General features: G+C 60.2%; 13 protein-coding genes and 3 tRNA genes. 8 read left to right on the top strand and 8 right to left on the bottom strand.

Annotated elements, in window-relative coordinates; all coding sequences use genetic code 11:
- Window positions 1-4 precede the first annotated feature (4 nt).
- Window positions 5-81 (bottom strand) — tRNA-Arg (locus tag AAZQ98_RS11065).
- 317 nt (window positions 82-398) lie between these two features.
- On the opposite strand from AAZQ98_RS11065, the gene AAZQ98_RS11060 reads away from it, so the two are divergent.
- From AAZQ98_RS11060 to AAZQ98_RS11050, 3 genes are all read left to right on the top strand, one after another.
- Entirely contained in the window at window positions 399-2,231 is a 1,833-nt protein-coding gene (locus AAZQ98_RS11060; RefSeq protein WP_434692220.1) for a phosphoenolpyruvate carboxykinase (GTP), read from the top strand.
- Window positions 2,232-2,399: 168 nt separating this feature from the next.
- A complete protein-coding gene (locus AAZQ98_RS11055; RefSeq protein WP_105658806.1) occupies window positions 2,400-2,927 on the top strand; it encodes a PadR family transcriptional regulator in 528 nt (175 codons plus the stop codon).
- Window positions 2,924-4,006 (top strand): alpha/beta fold hydrolase, encoded by a 1,083-nt coding sequence (locus AAZQ98_RS11050; protein WP_434692216.1) that lies wholly within the window; start codon window positions 2,924-2,926, stop codon window positions 4,004-4,006. Before AAZQ98_RS11055 ends, AAZQ98_RS11050 begins: the two co-directional genes overlap by 4 nt.
- Before the next feature lie 67 nt (window positions 4,007-4,073).
- On the opposite strand, the gene AAZQ98_RS11045 is transcribed toward AAZQ98_RS11050, so the two are convergent.
- The 4 genes from AAZQ98_RS11045 to AAZQ98_RS11030 form a co-directional block, all read right to left on the bottom strand.
- A complete protein-coding gene (locus tag AAZQ98_RS11045) occupies window positions 4,074-5,249 on the bottom strand; it encodes a globin domain-containing protein (RefSeq protein ID WP_434692214.1) in 1,176 nt (391 codons plus the stop codon).
- Window positions 5,250-5,395: 146 nt separating this feature from the next.
- Window positions 5,396-5,854 carry an RrF2 family transcriptional regulator gene (locus AAZQ98_RS11040; RefSeq protein WP_434692211.1) on the bottom strand — a complete coding sequence of 153 codons (459 nt, stop codon included), beginning with the start codon at window positions 5,852-5,854 and terminating at the stop codon, window positions 5,396-5,398.
- A gap of 77 nt (window positions 5,855-5,931) precedes the next feature.
- A complete protein-coding gene (locus AAZQ98_RS11035; protein ID WP_105658802.1) occupies window positions 5,932-6,402 on the bottom strand; it encodes a hypothetical protein in 471 nt (156 codons plus the stop codon).
- A 12-nt stretch (window positions 6,403-6,414) separates the two neighbouring features.
- The gene (locus AAZQ98_RS11030) at window positions 6,415-7,848 is read right to left on the bottom strand and encodes a phosphomannomutase/phosphoglucomutase (RefSeq protein ID WP_166650881.1); all 1,434 of its coding nucleotides are present in this window, start codon (window positions 7,846-7,848) and stop codon (window positions 6,415-6,417) included.
- Window positions 7,849-8,015: 167 nt separating this feature from the next.
- Between AAZQ98_RS11030 and AAZQ98_RS11025 the strand changes: the two genes are divergently transcribed.
- Window positions 8,016-10,136, top strand: a complete 2,121-nt coding sequence (locus AAZQ98_RS11025) for a RecQ family ATP-dependent DNA helicase (RefSeq protein WP_434692209.1) — start codon at window positions 8,016-8,018, stop codon at window positions 10,134-10,136.
- A gap of 30 nt (window positions 10,137-10,166) precedes the next feature.
- Window positions 10,167-11,084, top strand: a complete 918-nt coding sequence (locus AAZQ98_RS11020; RefSeq protein WP_434692207.1) for a hypothetical protein — start codon at window positions 10,167-10,169, stop codon at window positions 11,082-11,084.
- 144 nt (window positions 11,085-11,228) lie between these two features.
- Here AAZQ98_RS11020 and AAZQ98_RS11015 read toward each other — a convergent pair.
- Window positions 11,229-11,320 (bottom strand) — tRNA-Ser (locus AAZQ98_RS11015).
- Between the two features lie 63 nt (window positions 11,321-11,383).
- Window positions 11,384-13,471, bottom strand: coding sequence for a prolyl oligopeptidase family serine peptidase (locus tag AAZQ98_RS11010; protein ID WP_434692204.1), 2,088 nt, complete (start codon window positions 13,469-13,471; stop codon window positions 11,384-11,386).
- Between the two features lie 56 nt (window positions 13,472-13,527).
- Between AAZQ98_RS11010 and AAZQ98_RS11005 the strand changes: the two genes are divergently transcribed.
- On the top strand, window positions 13,528-15,543 hold the full coding sequence (locus AAZQ98_RS11005) for an FAD/NAD(P)-binding protein (protein ID WP_434692201.1): 2,016 nt from the start codon (window positions 13,528-13,530) through the stop codon (window positions 15,541-15,543).
- A 49-nt stretch (window positions 15,544-15,592) separates the two neighbouring features.
- Here the strand turns inward: AAZQ98_RS11005 and AAZQ98_RS11000 are convergent.
- Window positions 15,593-15,680, bottom strand: a tRNA-Ser gene (locus tag AAZQ98_RS11000).
- 62 nt (window positions 15,681-15,742) lie between these two features.
- On the opposite strand from AAZQ98_RS11000, the gene AAZQ98_RS10995 reads away from it, so the two are divergent.
- Entirely contained in the window at window positions 15,743-16,720 is a 978-nt protein-coding gene (locus tag AAZQ98_RS10995; protein ID WP_434692728.1) for an NAD(P)H-quinone oxidoreductase, read from the top strand.
- A 109-nt stretch (window positions 16,721-16,829) separates the two neighbouring features.
- Window positions 16,830-19,064, top strand: a complete 2,235-nt coding sequence (locus AAZQ98_RS10990; protein WP_434692200.1) for a carbon starvation CstA family protein — start codon at window positions 16,830-16,832, stop codon at window positions 19,062-19,064.
- Window position 19,065 lies beyond the last annotated feature (1 nt).

The raw sequence follows: 19,065 nt of genomic DNA, 5'->3' as shown, positions 1-19,065 counted from the left end.
CAGTTGGTGCGCCCAAAGGGATTCGAACCCCTGACCTTCTGTTCCGTAGACAGACGCTCTATCCAGCTGAGCTATGGGCGCATATTTTTTTGTGTGGCTCGCTCTCACGAACCTCGAATAACTATACAGGTCGATTTCGCGCTGTACAAATCGACGGGCAAAGCTAGTGTGTCCAGATGAACATAAGGTTATGTGAAGACGTTGAAAGGGTACCGGTCTACGTGACCTTCGTCACATAATCGAGTCAATTCGTTTTGACCAACCCCCGGAATTTCGGGAATTTTTTCCTTCTGGTCCTCCGGGTTTCACTTTCATGAGGTTTCGATCACACGGCGCTGGAGTTGAGCACCTAATAGCCTTGATTTATTGCAAGTTCAGCCCAATGGAGGGAATGGATAATGAGCACGAGCTCGGATCAGAACGTTATCAGCGCAGCACCTACTTCGCACGAGAAGTTGGCATCCTGGGTTGAGGAAGTTGCCGCACTGACGAAGCCGGATCGTGTTTATTGGGTTGATGGGTCAGCTGAAGAAAATGATCGCCTGACTGCCGAGCTGGTTGAAGCCGGCACCTTGGTCAAGCTGACCGATCCGAACTTCCCTAACTCCTACGCTGGTTTCTCGGACCCCAAGGATGTGGCCCGAGTCGAAGAGCGCACCTTCATCTGCTCCGAAAAGGAAGAAGATGCAGGCTTCACCAATAATTGGGAAGACCCAACCAAGATGAAGTCCATGCTCAGCGGCCTGTTCGATGGCTCGATGCGCGGACGCACCATGTACGTCATCCCATTCGTCATGGGCCCGCTGAACGCGGAAGTGCCTGCCTACGGCGTGGAAATCACCGATTCCGCCTACGTCGTTGCCTCGATGCGCATCATGGCCAAGATCGGCAATGAAGTACTGCGCAAGATGGAAGCCGAGGACGCATTCTTCGTTCCAGCGCTGCACTCGGTAGGTGCACCCCTGGAGCCGGGCCAGGAAGATGTTGCCTGGCCATGCAACGAAGACAAGTGGATCGTGCACTTCCCCGAAGAGCGCGCCATCATGTCCTACGGTTCGGGCTACGGTGGCAACGCGCTGCTGGGCAAGAAGTGCTACTCGCTGCGCATCGCCTCGGCGATGGCCCGCGATGAAGGCTGGCTCGCAGAGCACATGCTCATCCTGAAGCTGACCAGCCCGCAGAACAAGTCGTACCATATTGCCGCGGCATTCCCGTCGGCCTGCGGCAAGACCAACCTGGCGCTGCTGGATCCAACCATTGAAGGCTGGAAGACTGAGACCCTGGGCGATGACATCAACTGGATGCGCATCGGCAAGGACGGCGAGCTGCGCGGCGTTAACCCCGAATACGGCCTGTTCGGCGTGGCGCCAGGCACCGGCTGGTCCACCAACCCGAACGCGATGCGCGCCATCTCCAAGGGCAACAACATCTTCACCAATGTTGCGCTGACCGATGAAGGCGGCGTCTGGTGGGAGGGCATGACCGACGAGGCTCCTGCGCACCTGACCGACTGGTTGGGCAACGACTGGACTCCTGAATCCGGTCGTCCGGCAGCGCACCCTAACTCGCGCTTCTGCACCCCGATCGACCAGGTCGACATGCTTTCCGAGGACTACTACTCGCCTAACGGCGTGAAGATCGATGCGATCCTCTTCGGCGGCCGCCGCAAGACCACCATCCCGCTGGTGACCGAAGCCCGCAGCTGGACCAACGGCATCTTCATGGGTTCGACCCTTTCCTCCGAGACCACTGCAGCCGCTGCAGGTGCGACCGGAGTGATTCGCCGTGACCCGATGGCGATGCTGCCATTCATCGGCTACAACGCAGGCGACTACCTGAACCACTGGGACAAGATCTCGAACAAGCTCAACCCAGAGCAGATGCCGAAGATCTTCCTGGTCAACTGGTTCCGCCGCACGGCTGACGGTGGCTTCGCGTGGCCAGGGTTCGGAGACAATTCGCGTGTGCTCAAGTGGGCTGTCGAGCGTATCGAAGGCACCGCGGACGCCCGGGAAACCATCATCGGAAACGTCCCGACCGGCGAGTCGCTGGATTTGGCTGGCCTTGAAGGGTTCACCCCAGCCGACGTTGAAGCGGCAGTAGCTGTCAACAAGGATGAATGGGCTACCGAAGTCGAGGCCATCGAAGAGTGGTACGCCAAGTTCGGCGATGCGCTGCCGGCTTCGCTGCGTGCAGAGCTCGACGGCTTGAAGGATCGCCTGAACGCGTAGTTGACTAGGATCTCCAGCAGATCCGCACATGGGAACGCCCCGGTGACTGGAATTCCAGTCACCGGGGCGTTCTCGTGCGCCACGGATGAATTGTCACAATCCGGGTACAGTTTCCACACGCCGGGGCAAAGTGGGTGCAAAATCAACTATTTATGAAAAGATTGCTCTATGGTTTTGGCACGATTGATTCTCGGGCTGCTGTGCTTGTCGCCCATGACTGGCTACGAGCTCAAGAAGCACTTTGACTCCTCTATTAACCACTTCTGGAACGCAGACAAGGCGCAGATCTATCGCACTTTGGCGCAGCTGGTGGACAAGGGGTATGCCACCGTGCGCACCGTCGCGCAGTCGAATTACCCTGACCGCCAGGAACACCACATCACGGAAACGGGACGTGCGGCACTGGCCCAGTGGCTTTCTGCTGGTGCGGTGCAGTCTCCCGAGCGTGATCCCTTCATGGGGCAGGTGTTCTTCGCCGCCGAACTCGAACGCGATGATATCCAGAGCTTGCTGGAGGAGCGCCGCCAAGCCACGCAGTTCATCCTCGATGACTACCTCTCCCAGCGCGAAGGCATTGACATGCGTGCCGCTGCGGACCGTCGCAGCTTCCTGATGGCTGCCACACTTGACCATGCAATCCGACAACAAGCCGCGGAGCTGGAATGGCTCGACGCGGTATTGGAGTACTTGCCATGACTGCAGCCAAAGACCAGAACAAGACCCCTGCAAGCGGTGCCGGGCGCGATGCCACCGATTATCCGGAAGTGCATCCCGGGCGGCATCACGATGGGCAACGGTCGATGAAGACCCTGGTCTTCCTCCACGGCGGAAACGTCGGCAACTGGAGCTGGGACCCGCAGGTTCTGGCTTTTGGCGACTGCAACATCCTGACTCTGCACCTGCCGGCCTTTGGTGCCCGGTTCGAGGAGACCTGGGATGGCCTGGAATCCGCCGCCGATGATGTCGCAGCCTTGATCGCCGACGAGGTTTCCGAAGGCGGCGTGCATCTGGTTGGCATTTCCCTGGGCGGAGTGATTGCTTTGCACGTGGCCGCCCGGCATCCGGAGCTCGTTGACTCCGTGCTGATTACCGGCACTCCGGTGACCGGTGTGGGCCAGGCGGCCCGGGCTTTCCAGCGGATGCAGCTCAAGCTCATTGGCAGCGAGTGGTTCTGGCGTTTCCAGGCTGGTGCCTACGGAATGGTGGATGATGAGCGCGAGCTGTTCACCGAGCACGGCGTGAAGCTCAAAGCCGAGAACATGCGGGCCATCATGGACGAGATGGACCCGGGGGGATTGCCGCAGAAGCTCGGCTCCTACCGGGGCCCGGTACTGGCCCTCGCTGGAGCCAAGGAGCCGAAAGTTGTGCAGAAATCCTTTGACGCGCTGCGCGCAAGGCTCCCGCAGGTGATCACGCGCGTGGTTCCGGGCATGCACCACCAATGGAATATCGAGAACCCGATCCTGTTCAACTCGGTGCTGCGCAAGTGGATTTCCGATGCGGGCCTGCACCAGATCCTGGTTGATCCGCAGGCTGCGAAGCCGGCACCCGGCGTGAAAGCAACACCGGTGGAACAAGCCGCTGAAGCGCCGGCGAATCAGGACCTGGAAGCCGGGGAGCCCACGCCGCCAGCTCAAGAAGCCGGGCAGAAGAAGCCTGGCAGGTTCGCCGGGAAAATCGATCCTCGAAAGCTGGACCCGAAAAAGTTCGATTTGAAGAAGAAGGCACCGAAACAGGGTGGCAAGCCGGATTCTCCTGCGGATACCGGAAAATAAAGGCAAAAAAGTGCTGCAGGCGGATTCCCCATGGATCCACCTGCAGCACGGCTCTGTCACCAGGAAGCTAGGCGGCGAGCCATACATCCGGGCCGAAGACTTCATAGTGGATACGCTCGGCCGGGATGCCGGCTTCCAGCGCCTGGTTGCGCATTGCATGCATGAATGGCAGCGGGCCGCACAGGTAGACCTGGGCATTGCCAGTCAGTGCGCCGGCGAGGTCCATGTAGCCGGACGTGGCGTTCAGCCCCTCCGGCAATTCCCCGCGTTCGAACCAGGTGCTGATGGTGGCTTCTGGCAGCTTGCCGATGGATTCGAGCATCTGCTCGCGCAATGGCCAGGCGGTGGCCGTCTGGTCTGCGTGCAGCACGGTGACCTTGCGGGTGGAGCCGCGTGCGGCCAGGGTCTGCAACGCGGCCGCACTCGGAGTGCAGCCGATTCCGGCGGTGGCGATCACCAGCGGCGAGCCATCGTCATCGATGACCAGGTCGCCATACGGATTCGATAGCTCCACCACGTCGCCGAGCTCCAGGCCATGGTGGATCACCGGGGAGAATTCGCCGTTCACATCCAGCTTGACCGTGACGGTGCGGCGGTCGGTTCGCTCGATGTCGCCGCTCAAGGTGTACTGGCGGACCTGGCGCAGGCCGTCGGCCATCGGCATGCGGACCGAAACGAATTGGCCCGGCTTAGCGACGGTGGCAGGGGTCCGGTCAGCTGGCTCGAAGCTGAAGCAGACCGAATCAACGCCGGTTTCGGTGCGCTCGATAAGCTTCCACGGGGTGTAGATCTCGGCGTTGGCCTGCTGCGCGTACAGGCCTTTCTCGATCTTGACCAGCGCGTGGGCCATCAGCCAGTAGACCTCGGTCCAGGCCGCGGCGATCTGCGGAGTCAGCGCCTCGCCCAGATCTTCGGCGATGGCGTCGAAGAGGTGCTTGTAGACGATGGGGTACTGCTCCTCGGCGACACCGAGGGAAGCGTGCTTGTGGGCTACGCGCGCGAGCATGGTTTCCGGGGTGGTGCCCGGGTACTTGACCAAGTAGGTTGCGAAGACTGCGATGGATCCCGCCAAGGCCTGCTGCTGGGTGCCGTTCTTCTGGTTCGAACGGGAGAAGATTCCGTCGAGCAGTTCCGGGTGAGCGGTGAACAGGCGGTTGTAGAAGTTCGGGGTAATGCTCGAAATGCGCTCTGCGATGATTGGCAACGTGGCTTCAACGACCGGGAAGGACTTCGTGGACAGCATCGGGTCTCCTTGGAGTAGGCGATAACTTGTATTCCAGATACAAGATTTATGATTCATTTCTACGCCTAGTAGAAAAGGATTGCAAATCCACCGACCGGCATTCGTAACAGAAATCGGTGATGCGACCCCCGAGGGCCGCAGGGGAATCAGGAAAGGGCGCGCACCGTCGGGAAGGGGAGCCCCGTGAAGGGCATCGCGGATGATGTCGGGCAGATGTCCTGGATGGTCAGCGGGTCCAGCGAAGCGTAGAAAGCTTCGCGGGCCTGCCGGAAGACTGCCCGCAAGCGGCAGTTGCCCGAAAGCGGGCAGTTGGATTGCGCATCATGATCGGAGCAATCCACAATATCGGTGCGCTTGTCCAACTTGCGCAGCAGTGAGCCGAGGGAAAAATCCAGTGCCCCATCGCTCAGCTGCGCGCCGCCATTGCGGCCGCGGGTGACCTGCAGGATTCCCAGCGTGCGCAGTTCCAGAACGGCTTTGGCCACGTGGTTGTAGGGAACCCCCACGGACTCGGCGATCTGGCGGCTGGTCAGTTGCCCGGTGCCGGGCGTTGCAAGGACCATGACGGTTCGCAAGCATACGTCGGTGAAGGCACTGAGTTTCATGATTCCTACTTTACGTGGGAAAAGCATTCCGGGGTCAGCATAGTGACTATGCCGACCCCGGAATCACCAACTGCGGTCTAGAGCGCGTTGGCCCAGATGGCTTCCGCCGACTCTGCCGCTGGCTCGTCGAAGATCCATTCGCCGCCTGGCTCTGCAGGCATGGTGTACGGCTGCACGATGGCCAACGCCGCACCGACACGGTGCTCGGCCACAATGTGGATGGCGTCCTGGTCGTTTTCCTGGAGCAGCACATCCGAGGCGACGGCGATCGCCTGGAAGTGGGTGCCCTGCTGGTTCAGCACCTGCATCAGGTCCGCAACCATGGCTTCGGTGTCGATGTCGGCTTCCGGATCCTCAGGATCATCCGTTGGCGGAACTGCGATCAAGCGCAGCTCCGGCTCGTCTTCCTCTTCCTTCGGCTCCAGCGCGATCGCGAAAGGCAGGAACACGCCCTGCTCTTCGAGCTGTTCGCGGGCCACGCCCAGGGCGGTGCCCAAGACCTTGTTCAGCGCGTCCTTGACGCCCTCATCCAGTTCTTCGAGGTTCATGTCTTCCCTTTGCTAGTTGGTGACGTTCTTTTCACGCACGATAGCCAGAACGGCATCGCGGATGGGCTCAATGATTTCTGCGGTCCGGCCTTCGCCGTTGAAACGCAGGAATGGTTCGGTGTTCGATGGGCGCAGATTGATCCACCAGCTGCCATCGGCCGCTGAAATGGTCGTGCCGTCCATGGTGATCACTTCTACTGGCTGGTCTTGGAAATGCGACACGACCCGGGCAGTGGCACCTGCCTTGTCCTCGACCTCCGAATTGATTTCACCGGTGGCAGCGTAGGGTTCGTATTCGGCACCCAGCTCGGAGAGCGGCAGTTCCTGCTCGCCCAAGGCGGCCAGCACATGCATGGCAGCGAGCATGCCGGTATCGGCATTGTAGAAGTCGCGGAAGTAGTAGTGGGCGGAATGCTCGCCGCCGAAGACCGCGCCCTGGGAAGCCATTTCAGCCTTGATGAAGGAGTGGCCTACGCGGGTCATCACCGGAACGCCACCGGACTTGGCGACGAATTCAGGCACCGCCTTGGAAGTGATCAAGTTGTGGATGATCACCGGGGACTCTTCGCCAGCTGCCTGCACACGGGCGATTTCGCGCACCGCGACCAGTGCGGTGATAGCCGAAGGGGACAGCGGCAGCCCGCGCTCGTCGATCACGAAGCAGCGGTCGGCATCGCCGTCGAAAGCCAGGCCGAGATCGGCCCCGTGCTCCAGTACTGCGGATTGCAGGTCCTTGAGGTTTTCCGGTTCCAGCGGATTGGCCGGGTGGTTGGGGAAAGTGCCATCCAGCTCGAAATACAGCGGAACAATTTCGAGCGGCAGCTCAGCGAGCACCGTACCCCCAAGAACTGCGGGGGTAGTCATGCCGCCCATGCCGTTGCCGGCATCCACCACGATCTTCAGCGGACGAATGCCCGACAAGTCCACCAATTCTCGCAGGTAAGCTGCATAGTCAGCCAGCACGTCGCGCTCGCTGATGCTGCCCTGCGGGGCGTCACCGGAGACCGGCAGTCCCTCGTCAAGGTACTGCTGGGCCAGGTCGCGAATGTCGAACAGACCGGTAGCCGAAGAAATCGGGCGGGCGCCAGACTTGGACATCTTAATGCCGTTGTACTGGGCGGGATTGTGGCTGGCGGTGAAGACAACACCGGCGGCATTGAGCTTGCCCGATGCGAAGTACAGCTCATCGGTGGAGATCAATCCGAGCATGATCACGTTGGCGCCGCGGTAGGTGGCGCCACGAGCGAAGGCTTGGGCGAATTCTGCGGAAGACGGGCGCATGTCACCGCCAACCAGTACTTCCTTGCCGGACAGGGACAGGACGTCGACAAAGGCCGCGCCGATGGCTTCAATCGCTTCGGCATCCAGGTTCTCGCCGACTACGCCGCGTACGTCGTAGGCCTTAAAGCTCTGATTAAGATCAATTTCTTCACTCACGCCTTTCAGCCTACCGGTTTGACTGATTCAAATCATTGAGAACTAGGCGATTGCGGATGGGAAATGCCTAACATTTCAGCTATTTTCCCCTGCCGGCACCGCAGCTCGTGAGAGCTCATCCACAATTAGCGGACGCCACGGGCTAAATCGTGGGCAGGAACTGAAATACTGGAGGCATGGATGGCTCAACGCAAGTGGATCTGAAAACGCTGGCACTGCAGAAACTGCGCGCACTGGTGCAAAACCCGGACGCGCAGTTCCATGACGGCCAGTATGAAGCGATCAGCGCACTGGTGGCCGAGCGGCGCCGCGCACTGGTCGTCCAGCGTACCGGCTGGGGCAAGTCCGCCGTGTACTTCATCGCTTCCCTGCTGCTGCGAGAACAGGGCTACGGGCCAACACTGATCGTTTCCCCGCTGCTGGCATTGATGCGCGACCAGGTTGCGGCCGCGGAGCGTGCTGGGGTCCGCGCTGCGGCCATCAATTCGGCCAATGTGCTCGAATGGCGTGAAATCCTCGAAAAGCTGCAACGCAATGAGCTCGATGTGCTGCTGGTGTCCCCGGAGCGTTTGAACAATCCATCCTTCCGCGAGCAGCAGCTGCCGATGCTGATGCAGCGCTTGGGCCTGCTGGTCATCGACGAGGCGCACTGCATTTCGGACTGGGGCCATGATTTCCGCCCGGATTACCGCCGCATCCGGGACCTGATCGCCCGATTGCCTCAGGGCCTCCCGGTTTTGGCGACCACTGCAACAGCGAACAGCCGAGTAGTCCAGGACGTTGCCGAACAGCTAGCCGGCGGCACCGAGGAGGTCTTCACGCTGCGCGGCACCCTGGCTCGCGACTCGCTGCGCCTAGGTGTCCTGCGCCTGGCTTCGCCGCGCATGCAGTTGGCCTGGTTGCTCAGCCACATCGAGGACTTCAAGGGCTCGGGCATTATCTATACCTTGACGGTTTCTGCGGCCGAGGATATTGCTCGCCTGCTCAAGGATGCCGGGCACGAAGTTGCTGCCTACACCGGGCGCACCGATTTGGAAGAACGCGAACGCCTTGAACAAGCGTTGAAGAATAACGAAGTGAAAGCGCTGATCGCCACGAGCGCCTTGGGAATGGGCTTTGACAAGCCAGACCTCGGTTTCGTGTTGCACATCGGTGCCCCCAGCTCGCCCGTGGCTTACTACCAGCAGGTGGGCCGTGCCGGGCGTGGGAGCATCAACGCAGATGTCCTGCTGCTGCCCGGGCCTGACGACTCGGAAATTTGGGAATACTTCGCCACCAGCTCCATGCCGGACCAGGTGCGCGCCACCCAGGTGCTCGAGGCCTTGGCCAAGACCGACGGTGCGATGAGCGTCCCGGCGCTGGAAAGCGCCGTGAACCTTCGCCGCTCGCCACTTGAGCTGTTGCTGAAGGTGCTGGCCGTGGATGGTGCGGTGGAGCGTGTTGCTGGCGGCTGGATGCGCACCGACATGCCATGGACCTATGATGCCGATCGGTATAAGCGAGTGGCGCAGAGCCGAATCCATGAACAAAACCTCATGGTCAGTTACGAGAACACCCGCGGATGCCGCATGCAGTTTCTGACCGACGCCTTGGATGATCCGCAGTCCGCTCCCTGCGACCGGTGCGACAACTGCGCTGGCGTTTGGTTCGACGACCATATTCCTGACGATTCGAAGGACAGCGCGCAGGCGGCACTTGGACGGGTGGGAGTTCCTATTGAACCGCGCAAGCTGTACCCTTCGGGACTGGACCGGCTGGGGTACACGCTCAAGGGCAAAATCGCTATTGACGAGCAGGTGGCCACGGGCCGGGCGCTGGCTCGCCTGACCGACCTGGGGTGGGGCAACCGATTGCGCCAGCTCTTTGCCGACCCCACCGATTCCCCTATCGACAAGGCGATGTTCGATGCGTGCATCAAGGTGCTTGCCGAATGGAATTGGGAGGAACGTCCAGTGGGCGTTGTAGCCATGCCATCGAATAAGCGTCCCCAGCTGATCACCTCCCTTGCTCAGGGCCTAGCTGAGGTGGGACGGTTGCGCTACCTGGGACAGCTCGAATATCGCGGTGCTGGACCACAGAATGGCCCGGGAGGAAATTCCGCTTTCCGTGTGGCTGCGGTTGCCGATGCTTTTGAACTTCCAACGCAGCTCGAACAGCTCATTGCCGACGCTCCAGGGCCGGTGCTGCTAGTTGATGATCTGGTTGATTCCCGGTGGTCCGTGGCGATGGCTGGGCGGGCCCTGCGCATCGCGGGCGCACCGGGTGTCATGCCTTTCACTTTGGGCGTAGCCGGGTAATCGCACAGTTAAACAAAGTAGTCTGGAAGTATGGAATTTCTCATCTGGCTCGTTGTCCTCATCGCAGTGATTGCCCTGGGCTACTTCGGTCTGCAAGCGCTGCGCAAGAAGAACACTGCGCAAATCGCGCAGGCGATTTCCCGTGAAGCGGCGCAGGCGGCAAACGCGAGGCTGGATGATGCTTCACGCAATTCGGTGTACCGCAATCTGGCCAAGGGCGACGTCATGGGCGCGGTCAAGGATTTCCGCGCTGCCACTGGCGACTCGGTCAAGGATTGCGTGATTGCAGTACGCAGCCTCGACAAGTACCCGCAGACAGCCCCCGCCAAGGAATTGCCGAATGATGATGCCGAGATCAAGGCTTTGAGCGACAAACTCGAAGCTCAAGTTGAGCGCGAAGATCGTGAAGCGGCCGCTACTGCCGCAGAGGATGCCACACCAGCAGCTGCCGATGACACTTGGGTTGTACCCCAGGAATGGAGCGAGCAGTTCAGTTCCCTTCAGGAACCAAGTGCTACGCACTTCAAGATGGCGTTCGAACTTGATGGCGAGAACCGCGAATTTTCCAGCGAACAACTGCCGGCAAATGAATACGACCAGCTATTCTCCATGCTGCGGGATTCCAATTTTGAAGAAGCGGCAAAGATCCTGCACGGCTATACGGATCTGCCGGTCGAAGACCTGGAACGCATGATCGCGACGTCTCCCATGTCTGGCGCGAGCGCCAACGGCAATATTGCAGACTTCCGCTTTGAAGGCCAGGGCCCGGATGGTCCAGTGCATTTCGATGCTGCCGAACTTCCAGAAGCTGACCGCGAAGCGCTCTTCGATGCAATCGCCGATACCGATCTGGACCGGATGTCGGAAATCATTGTTCGCCACACCTCATTGCCAGAGGATATCGTGCAGAACATGCTGCGGACCTTCGTGAAGCGCGACGACCAGTAGCGGAGAAACTGCTGTTCTGGAGTTTTGAGAAGCCCCCGGATCCACCGAAAAATCGGTGAATCCGGGGGATTTTCCGTATTCGGAACGTTCTCGTCGAAAAAGTGCCATACGAACGAAAAACCCCCTACCTGAGTAGGGGGTTCTTGGCGGACACGGGGGGATTTGAACCCCCGGTCGAGTTTTAGCCCGACCCTTCATTAGCAGTGAAGTCCATTCGGCCGCTCTGGCACGTGTCCATCCGCTGTTTCCAGCAGAATCTAGCCTACCCGAAGATGGGCGCGTGTTCCAAAACGAGAGAGCTAACGCACCTGTCGCCACAGGAATTCGTAGCTGGTGGCCAGCATTTTGGCGGTTGACTCGTTATCCGTTGACCCGGCATGGCCACCGCCCTGTGGCTCGTGGTACCGCACATTGGCAATGCCCAGATCCATCATTTTGGCTGCCATGATGCGTGCCTGCGAAGGGCCCACGCGGTCATCAGAAGTCGTGGTCCAAATCAACGAGGCCGGATAGTCATTGGCTGGATGAGGCTGGTCGGTGAGTCGATGCACGGGGGAGAAAGTCCGCAGGAAGTCCCAGTCCCCCGGAACCTGCGGGTCGCCGTACTCGGCAATCCAGGAATGGCCGGCAGCTAGCTGCGTATAGCGCTGCATGTCCAATAGCGGGACGCCGCAGGAAATTGCTCCGAACAAGTGCGGGTAGCCAGAGATCATATTGCCCATGAGCAACCCGCCGTTAGAACGCCCTGTCGCGGCCAAATGCGCGCGGGATGTCACCCGGCGAGCCACCAGGTCCTGGGCGATGGCTGCGAAATCCTCGTAGGCACGATGGCGCTTTTCACGCAGGGCAGCACGATGCCAATCTGGCCCGTACTCGCCACCACCGCGAATGTTGGCCATGACGTATACCGGTTTGCGGCCCTCAACGGTACGCCGCGATAACCAACCGGTGCCCATGGCGGCTGCATAGCCAGGGGTCATGCTGTGCTGGAAACCGCCGTAGCCGTCCATCAGCACCGGGTTCTTCCCATCGTGGACCAGGTCGGATGCCGCCACCTGGAAATATGGAACCCTGGTGCCGTCCGCAGAGGACGCAAAATGCTGGGTGACTTCAAAACCACCGGCATCAAAGCGATCCGGCGATTTCTTCACGACCTTTGCTGCCGAACCAACTGTGCCGCGCAACAAGGTAGTAGGGGTCACGAATCCGGTGATGGTCATCCAATAGTCATCGCCATGCTCCGGGTCCTCATCATCAACGGCTCCCACCGAGACGCTGAGCATTGGATCCTTCAGCGGCATGTCCGACTGGCTGAAATGATCTGCGAGATCAATAATGCGCACTTGCGAAGCCACATCATGCAATACGGTGAGCAGCAGATAATTGGCGGTAAAGCTCAGTGATTCCAGCGCAGTGTGCGCATCCGGGACGAAGAGAACCTTCTCGATGCTGCCGGACTCGAGGAATCTATCCAGCCGGGCGATAGCCAATGAACCCGCAGCGATCTTCTGGCCCTGGTGTTCCCAATTGGTTTGGGGAGCAAAGAGGACCCACTGCCGGTGCAGGCTGACCTGCACATCGGTTGGAACATCGATCAGATGGTGTTCCCCGTCGATGAGGACACCGGCATTGGAATTGTAGAAGTCGATGGCATCAGTGGTGACCACGCGTTCGAATCCCGGAGTCGAATCGAAGTAGCCGAAGGCTGCGACATGTTCTCTATCGACTTCGAAGAGAATTGGCGCTTCTTCGATCTCCATGCCGCGGCTGAGCCTTCGCAAGGTATTCGCGTAGGTCGAACGGGTTGTGAACTGCTCGCTGCTGGCGGAACCGACAAGCAAGGTATCGTGGTCAATCCACGAGGCTTGGGTCTTCGCAACGGGAAGGTCGAAACCGCCGGCAACGAAGCTCTTGGAAGCCAGATCGAATTCGCGAATGCGCACCTGGTCGCCGCCGTCAGGGCTCAAGCGAAGCAGGGCCCGCTGGTAGGCGCCACCGGCCGCTGGACGCAGGAGTGCTGAACCAGCGAAATGCCATTCGTGGCCTTCCAGCTGCGCATGCAGGTCAAGATCCAATAGGATTTCCCACTGCGGGTCGTCGCTGAGGTAGGAATTCCAAGTGGTGCGACGCCAAAGTCCAAGACGATGGGCGGAATCGCGCCAGAAGTTGTAGTAGTGATCGCCACGCTTGGTCACCATGGGAATGCGGTCTTGGGCATCCAGGACCGTTTTGATCCGCTCCGCAGTGGCATGGAACGAGTCGTCGTACAGCTCGGACTCGGTACGTTGGGTCTGATCCCGCACCCATTCGAGTGCCGTTTCGTCGTGAATTCCTTCAAGCCAGGAATACGGATCAGCGCTTGCAACCTCAGAATCATGCTCAGTCATGGCCATAGTCTATGCGTCTGGCCCATGCCCTGTTCCAAAGGTAATAACCTAGAGGAGTGAACAGCGAGAAAGCAACACCAAAGAACGAGTTCAGCCTGGCCCTTGTCGGGGCAGGCCCACGCGGCACGAGCGTGGTTGAAAGACTCGCTAACTTGGCGTTGAAACTCCCGGCCCAAGGCACCGTCCTGAAAGTTACGGTCTTTGATCCGTTCCCTCCGGGCTCCGGCCACGTGTGGAACCCGAAACAGTCGGAGCATTTCCTGATGAACACCCCGTCATCATTTCCGACAGTGGCCCCCGAACGGTTGGGCGATGAACCGGGGTTGAGCTTTCGCCAGTTCGTCGCACTGCGCGGCGATGGACGCAAGCTCACCGATGAGCATGCCAAGCTGATCGGGCAAATTGAACCCGGCTCCTATCCGTCACGCGCAATCTATGGCGAGTACCTCGAGCACGTGTATGAGCGCAGCGCAGCGATACTTGCCACCCACGAGAATTTCAGCATCGAACATGTAGCCGCAGAAGTCGTTGCTGTCCGCCCCGTCGGCAACGCCTATCAGATCGATTTCCGCAGTAACCTGGAGGGTGCCGAAACCCGTCAGCTGGCCGCTGACGCTGTGGTGCTGGCCTTGGGCCACCAGCCGGCAGAACTGAACCCATGGCAGAAGCAGCTCAAGGAAGCTGCCTCCCAAGCCGGGGCCACCTACCTGCCACCGAATGTTCCAGCGGACCTCGACTACTCCCAGTTCAAGGAGGGCCAGCCTGCGTTGATCCGCGGGTTGGGCTTGAATTTCTTTGACGGGATGGCCGAGCTGACGGCAGGCCGCGGCGGGATTTTTCGTGAGGCCAGCACCGAGCAGGGGCATCGCCTGCAGTACATCGGCTCAGGCCGGGAACCGGCACTGATCGTAGCTTCGCGCCGCGGTACCCCCTACTGGGGCAAGCCAGTAGTGGAGCAGTTCATTCCTGATGAAATTGAACTACGCTACTTCGACGCTCCGGAACTCATCGGGCGCCTTGCCGAAGCACGCGCCACCAACCCTGCCTCCTCTTTGGTGTTCTCACGCCATATTTGGCCCAAATTGCACCGGGACATCTTGTTCGCCTACTACAGCACTTGCGCTCGCGCGCATGGTGCCCCGGAAGGCCTCGATGAGCGAGAATTCGTTGATCAGCTCGAAGCGATCCTCTCTGCGGAGCACCATGAAGGAAGCCAAGTGTGGCTTAGCGAACTGCGCAAGTTCGTCGGGCAGTTCCCGCAATTGCAGTGGCTCGATGTGCCAAAGCTGGCAAGGCCATTTGAAGAACTCGGGTTCAGCTCCGATGAGCAATACCAGCAGGCAGTACGCGACTACCTCGTGGGCAATGCCCGGCACAGCACCGGCGGGCTAGAAGACCCGTTGTCATGCGCCATCATGACGATGAATGCCGGACGCATGCTGGTCAAGGAGCTGATTGCTTCCGGCGTGATCGACGAGCAGTCGCGCATTGAAGAAATCCAAGCGCACTTCGAGCCACTGGTCGAAGGACTGTCCTCAGGCCCGCCGCTCGAACGCATTGAACAGCTGCTGGCGCTTTCGCGCGCCGGGATCGTAACCTTCCTTGGCCCTGACCCGGAGTTCGGCTTCGACGAGGTTTCCGAGCAGTTCACCGCATCCTCGCCCTGGGTAGATGCGGAGGTGCACACTGCGAAGACCATGTGCGAAGCGATGATGCCGAGTAACCGCGTGCTGCAAAATAACGCGGCGCTGATAAAGCAGCTCTTGGGAGATCACGTAGCGCGCGTGCACACTTGGAAGAACACGGAAGGCGAAAGCCTGCCTGGATCCGGTTTCGACGTGGTCGGTGAACCATACCGTCTGGTCAGCAGCGATGGGCTGGCGCACCGCGGGCTATTCGTGCTGGGATTGCAATTGTCATCAGCGCAGTGGGGGACCGCGATTGCCGCGCAAGCGGGCGACCTGCGCCACCCCGCGGCCCGAACCTTGCAAGACGCAGCCAACGTAGTGAACGAAGTGGCTCGCCTGGCGGGGCTGATCGCCAACGAAAGATTAAGCGCGGAGCAGTATTAAGCAGTTTGGCGGGCTGATCCAAGGATCAGCCCGCCAAACTCGAAAAGCGCGGATGGTATGGGATTTGAACCCATGAGACGGGGTTGCCGCCTACTGGTTTTCAAGACCAGCTCCTTCGGCCGCTCGGACAACCATCCAACCCGAAAAAGTATACGGCATGAACCCCTGTTGAAAGGAATTGAAGGCCATGAACGACGTTATGAACGCCTATATCTACAACGGTGCCGGTGGGCCAGAAGTCCTTGAACTGGTCCAACGGCCAATGCCGGTCCCCGCAGCTGGGGAAGTGCTGGTCAAGGTCGAGGCCTTCGGACTGAACCGCGCGGATGTGCAGCAGCGCAAGGGAGTGTATCCGCCACCTCCCGGAGCCAGCGATATCCCCGGGCTGGAAGTCTCGGGCAGCATCGTGGAGATCGGCGATGGCGTCAGCGGATGGAAACCGGGAGCGCGAGTTGCCGCCCTGCTCGCTGCTGGCGGGTATGCGCAGTACGTCAATGTTCCGGCAGAACTGCTCATCGAAATCCCTGAAACGATTTCGAGCATCGAAGCCGCCGGGTTGCCGGAAGTCGCCGCCACCGTGGTCTCCAACCTCTTCATAGAAGGCGGACTGGGCCAAGACCAGACGCTGTTGATCCATGGCGGAGCCGGCGGCATCGGCTCCATGGCCATACAGCTCGCGAAGGCCGCTGGCGCCCGCGTCATCGTCACCGCCTCCTCGCCAGAGAAATTGGACTACTGCCGTGCCCTCGGCGCCGACGAGGGAATCAACTACCGGGAAGAGGACTTTTCTGCACGCGTCAAGGAACTGACCGACGCCAGGGGCGTGGATCTGATCCTGGATGTCGTGGGCGCCAAATACCTGGGGGAGAACGTCAAGGCGCTCGCCGTCGGCGGACGGATGGTAGTCATCGGACTGCAAGGCGGAGCCAAGGGAGAACTGAACTTGGGCCTGCTGATGAGCAAGCGGGCTCGGATCATCGGCACAACTTTGCGTTCCCGCCCGCTGCACGAGAAGGCGGAGATCGTCCGCCAGACCATTACCCGCGTGATGCCGCTGCTGGAACAGGGGAAACTGGCACTCAACGTCACCAAGGCCTTTGGATTCCCGGCGCTGGCCGCCGCCCACGAATACTTCGATTCCGGTGAACATACGGGAAAAGTTGTCATAGAGGTTTAATGCAGCGGGAAACCAGTTGTAAGGTGACTCAGTAGTCATTAATGCGTGACTAGCCTAATAACCGCTGGTCGCGCACATCACTTGCACTGTTCCTAGGAGGTTGCTCGATTTGAGTACCCAAAATACCTTGCCACCAGCGGGTGTCGATCCTGAGGTTGCCGAACGCGAAGAAAAGCGTTGGACCCCCGCCAAGATCGCCATCTGGGTTGCCATCGCGCTGGTCGGCGGAATCGCATGGTCGATTCTCGCCTTCTCGCGCGGGGAAACCATCAATGCCATCTGGTTCGTCTTCGCCGCTGTTGCGACCTACCTGATTGCCTACCGCTTCTACTCGAAGTTCATCGAGCGCAAGATCGCCAAACCCGATGATTTCCGGGCCACCCCGGCCGAATCGGTCAATAACGGCCGTGACTTCGTTCCCACCGATCGCCGCGTGCTCTTCGGCCACCACTTCGCCGCCATCGCAGGCGCCGGTCCGCTGGTTGGACCGATCCTCGCAGCGCAGATGGGCTATTTGCCAGGCACCATCTGGATTATCGTGGGCGTAGTGCTGGCCGGAGCGGTCCAGGACTATCTCGTCATGTTCTTCTCCATGCGCCGTGGCGGACGCTCGCTGGGCCAGATGGCCCGTGAAGAGCTGGGCCTGATCGGCGGCACCGCTGCCCTGATCGCCACCCTGGCTATCATGATCATCATTACCGCCATCTTGGCGCTGGTGGTCGTCAATGCACTGGGCGAGTCCGCGTGGGGTGTCTACTCGGTGGGCCTGACCATCCCTATCGCCTTGTTCATGGGCATCTACCTGCGGTTCATCCGCCCGGGCAAGGTCCTGGAAATCTCCATCATCGGCTTCGTGCTGCTGATGTTCGCGATCATCTCCGGCCGCTGGATTGCCGAGTCCGCGTGGGGTGCCGAGTTCTTCCACCTGGATCGCACCACCATCGCCTGGGCCATCATCATCTACGGCATCATCGCCGCGGTGCTCCCGGTATGGCTGCTGCTGGCTCCTCGCGACTACCTGTCTACTTTCATGAAGATCGGCGTCATCGGCCTGCTGGCCGTGGCGATCATCGTCGTCCGCCCGGAAATCGATGTTCCGGCCTTCTCCGAGTTCGCAGGCCGTGCCGATGGCCCGGTCGTTGCCGGGCACATCTTCCCATTCCTGTTCGTGACCATTGCCTGCGGTGCGCTGTCGGGCTTCCACGCACTGATCGCCTCGGGCACCACCCCGAAGCTGGTCGAGAAGGAAAAGCAAACCCGCTTCCTGGGCTACGGCGGCATGCTCATGGAATCCATGGTGGCCATCATGGCGCTGGTTGCAGCGATTTCCATCGACCGCGGCATCTACTTCGCGATGAACTCCTCGGCTGCCGCTACCGGCGGCACGGTGGAAACCGCGGCGGCATTCGTGAACTCGCTGGGTTTGGCCGGCGTTAGCCTGGATCCAAACCAGCTGACCGAACTTGCCAATAACGTGGGCGAGAGCTCGGTTGTCTCGCGTACCGGTGGCGCTCCGACCCTGGCTGTGGGCATTGCGCACATCATGCACCAGTGGTTCGGCGGCACCGCGATGATGGGCTTCTGGTACCACTTCGCGATCATGTTCGAAGCACTGTTCATCCTGACCGCGGTTGACGCCGGTACCCGTGTTGCGCGCTTCATGCTGCAGGACACCATCGGCAACTTCTTCCCGAAGTTCAAGGACACCTCGTGGCGTCCGGGCGTGTGGCTGTGCACGTTGATCATGGTTGCCGGCTGGGGCTACATCCTGATCCTCGGCGTGACAGATCCACTGGGCGGCATCAACACCTTCTTCCCGCTGTTCGGCATCGCCAATCAGCTGCTGGCTGCGATAGCGCTGGCCGTGGTGATGACCATCATCGCCAAGCAGAACAACTTCAAGTACCTGTGGGTCGTGGCTCTGCCGCTGGCCTTCACCGTGGTGATCACCTTCGTCGCGAGCTGGCAGAAGATCTTCTCCGCAGATACCAAGGTGGGCTACTTCGCCAACCACAACGCCTACAAGGAAGCTCTGGCCAATGGCGAGACTTCCCTCGGCTCGGCGGGCAGCGTCGAAGCCATGGAGGCCGTGGTCCGCAACACCGGTGTCCAGGGCTGGCTGTCCGTGGTCTTCCTGGTACTGACCGCCATCGTGCTGGTTTCGGCGGTTGTCGCAACCGCCAGGGCCAAGCAGAGCGGTGGTGGCAACAGCACCGAGGATCCTGCCGTGCCATCGAAGATGTACGCGCCCGCCGGATTGATCTCGTCGCCTGCCGAAAAGGAACTTGAGAAGGCTTGGAAGCAAATCCCTGCCGAAGCCCAAGTCCAGCGAGACGGCCACTAGC

The organism is Glutamicibacter sp. Je.9.36, from assembly GCF_051129975.1.
Classification (GTDB): domain Bacteria; phylum Actinomycetota; class Actinomycetes; order Actinomycetales; family Micrococcaceae; genus Glutamicibacter.
Note: the sequence above shows the minus strand (reverse complement) of the source record. Positions and strands in the feature narration are given on the sequence as shown.

Bases quoted from the DNA above. Each gene is read 5' to 3' on its own strand.
- AAZQ98_RS11020 (WP_434692207.1), top strand. From the start codon at position 10,167: ATGGAATTTCTCATCTGGCTCGTTGTCCTCATCGCAGTGATTGCCCTG.
- AAZQ98_RS11010 (WP_434692204.1), bottom strand. From the start codon at position 13,471: ATGACTGAGCATGATTCTGAGGTTGCAAGCGCTGATCCGTATTCCTGG.
- AAZQ98_RS11040 (WP_434692211.1), bottom strand. From the start codon at position 5,854: ATGAAACTCAGTGCCTTCACCGACGTATGCTTGCGAACCGTCATGGTC.
- AAZQ98_RS11060 (WP_434692220.1), top strand. From the start codon at position 399: ATGAGCACGAGCTCGGATCAGAACGTTATCAGCGCAGCACCTACTTCG.
- AAZQ98_RS11035 (WP_105658802.1), bottom strand. From the start codon at position 6,402: ATGAACCTCGAAGAACTGGATGAGGGCGTCAAGGACGCGCTGAACAAG.
- AAZQ98_RS11025 (WP_434692209.1), top strand. From the start codon at position 8,016: ATGGATGGCTCAACGCAAGTGGATCTGAAAACGCTGGCACTGCAGAAA.
- AAZQ98_RS11045 (WP_434692214.1), bottom strand. From the start codon at position 5,249: ATGCTGTCCACGAAGTCCTTCCCGGTCGTTGAAGCCACGTTGCCAATC.
- AAZQ98_RS11050 (WP_434692216.1), top strand. From the start codon at position 2,924: ATGACTGCAGCCAAAGACCAGAACAAGACCCCTGCAAGCGGTGCCGGG.
- AAZQ98_RS10995 (WP_434692728.1), top strand. From the start codon at position 15,743: ATGAACGCCTATATCTACAACGGTGCCGGTGGGCCAGAAGTCCTTGAA.
- AAZQ98_RS11055 (WP_105658806.1), top strand. From the start codon at position 2,400: ATGGTTTTGGCACGATTGATTCTCGGGCTGCTGTGCTTGTCGCCCATG.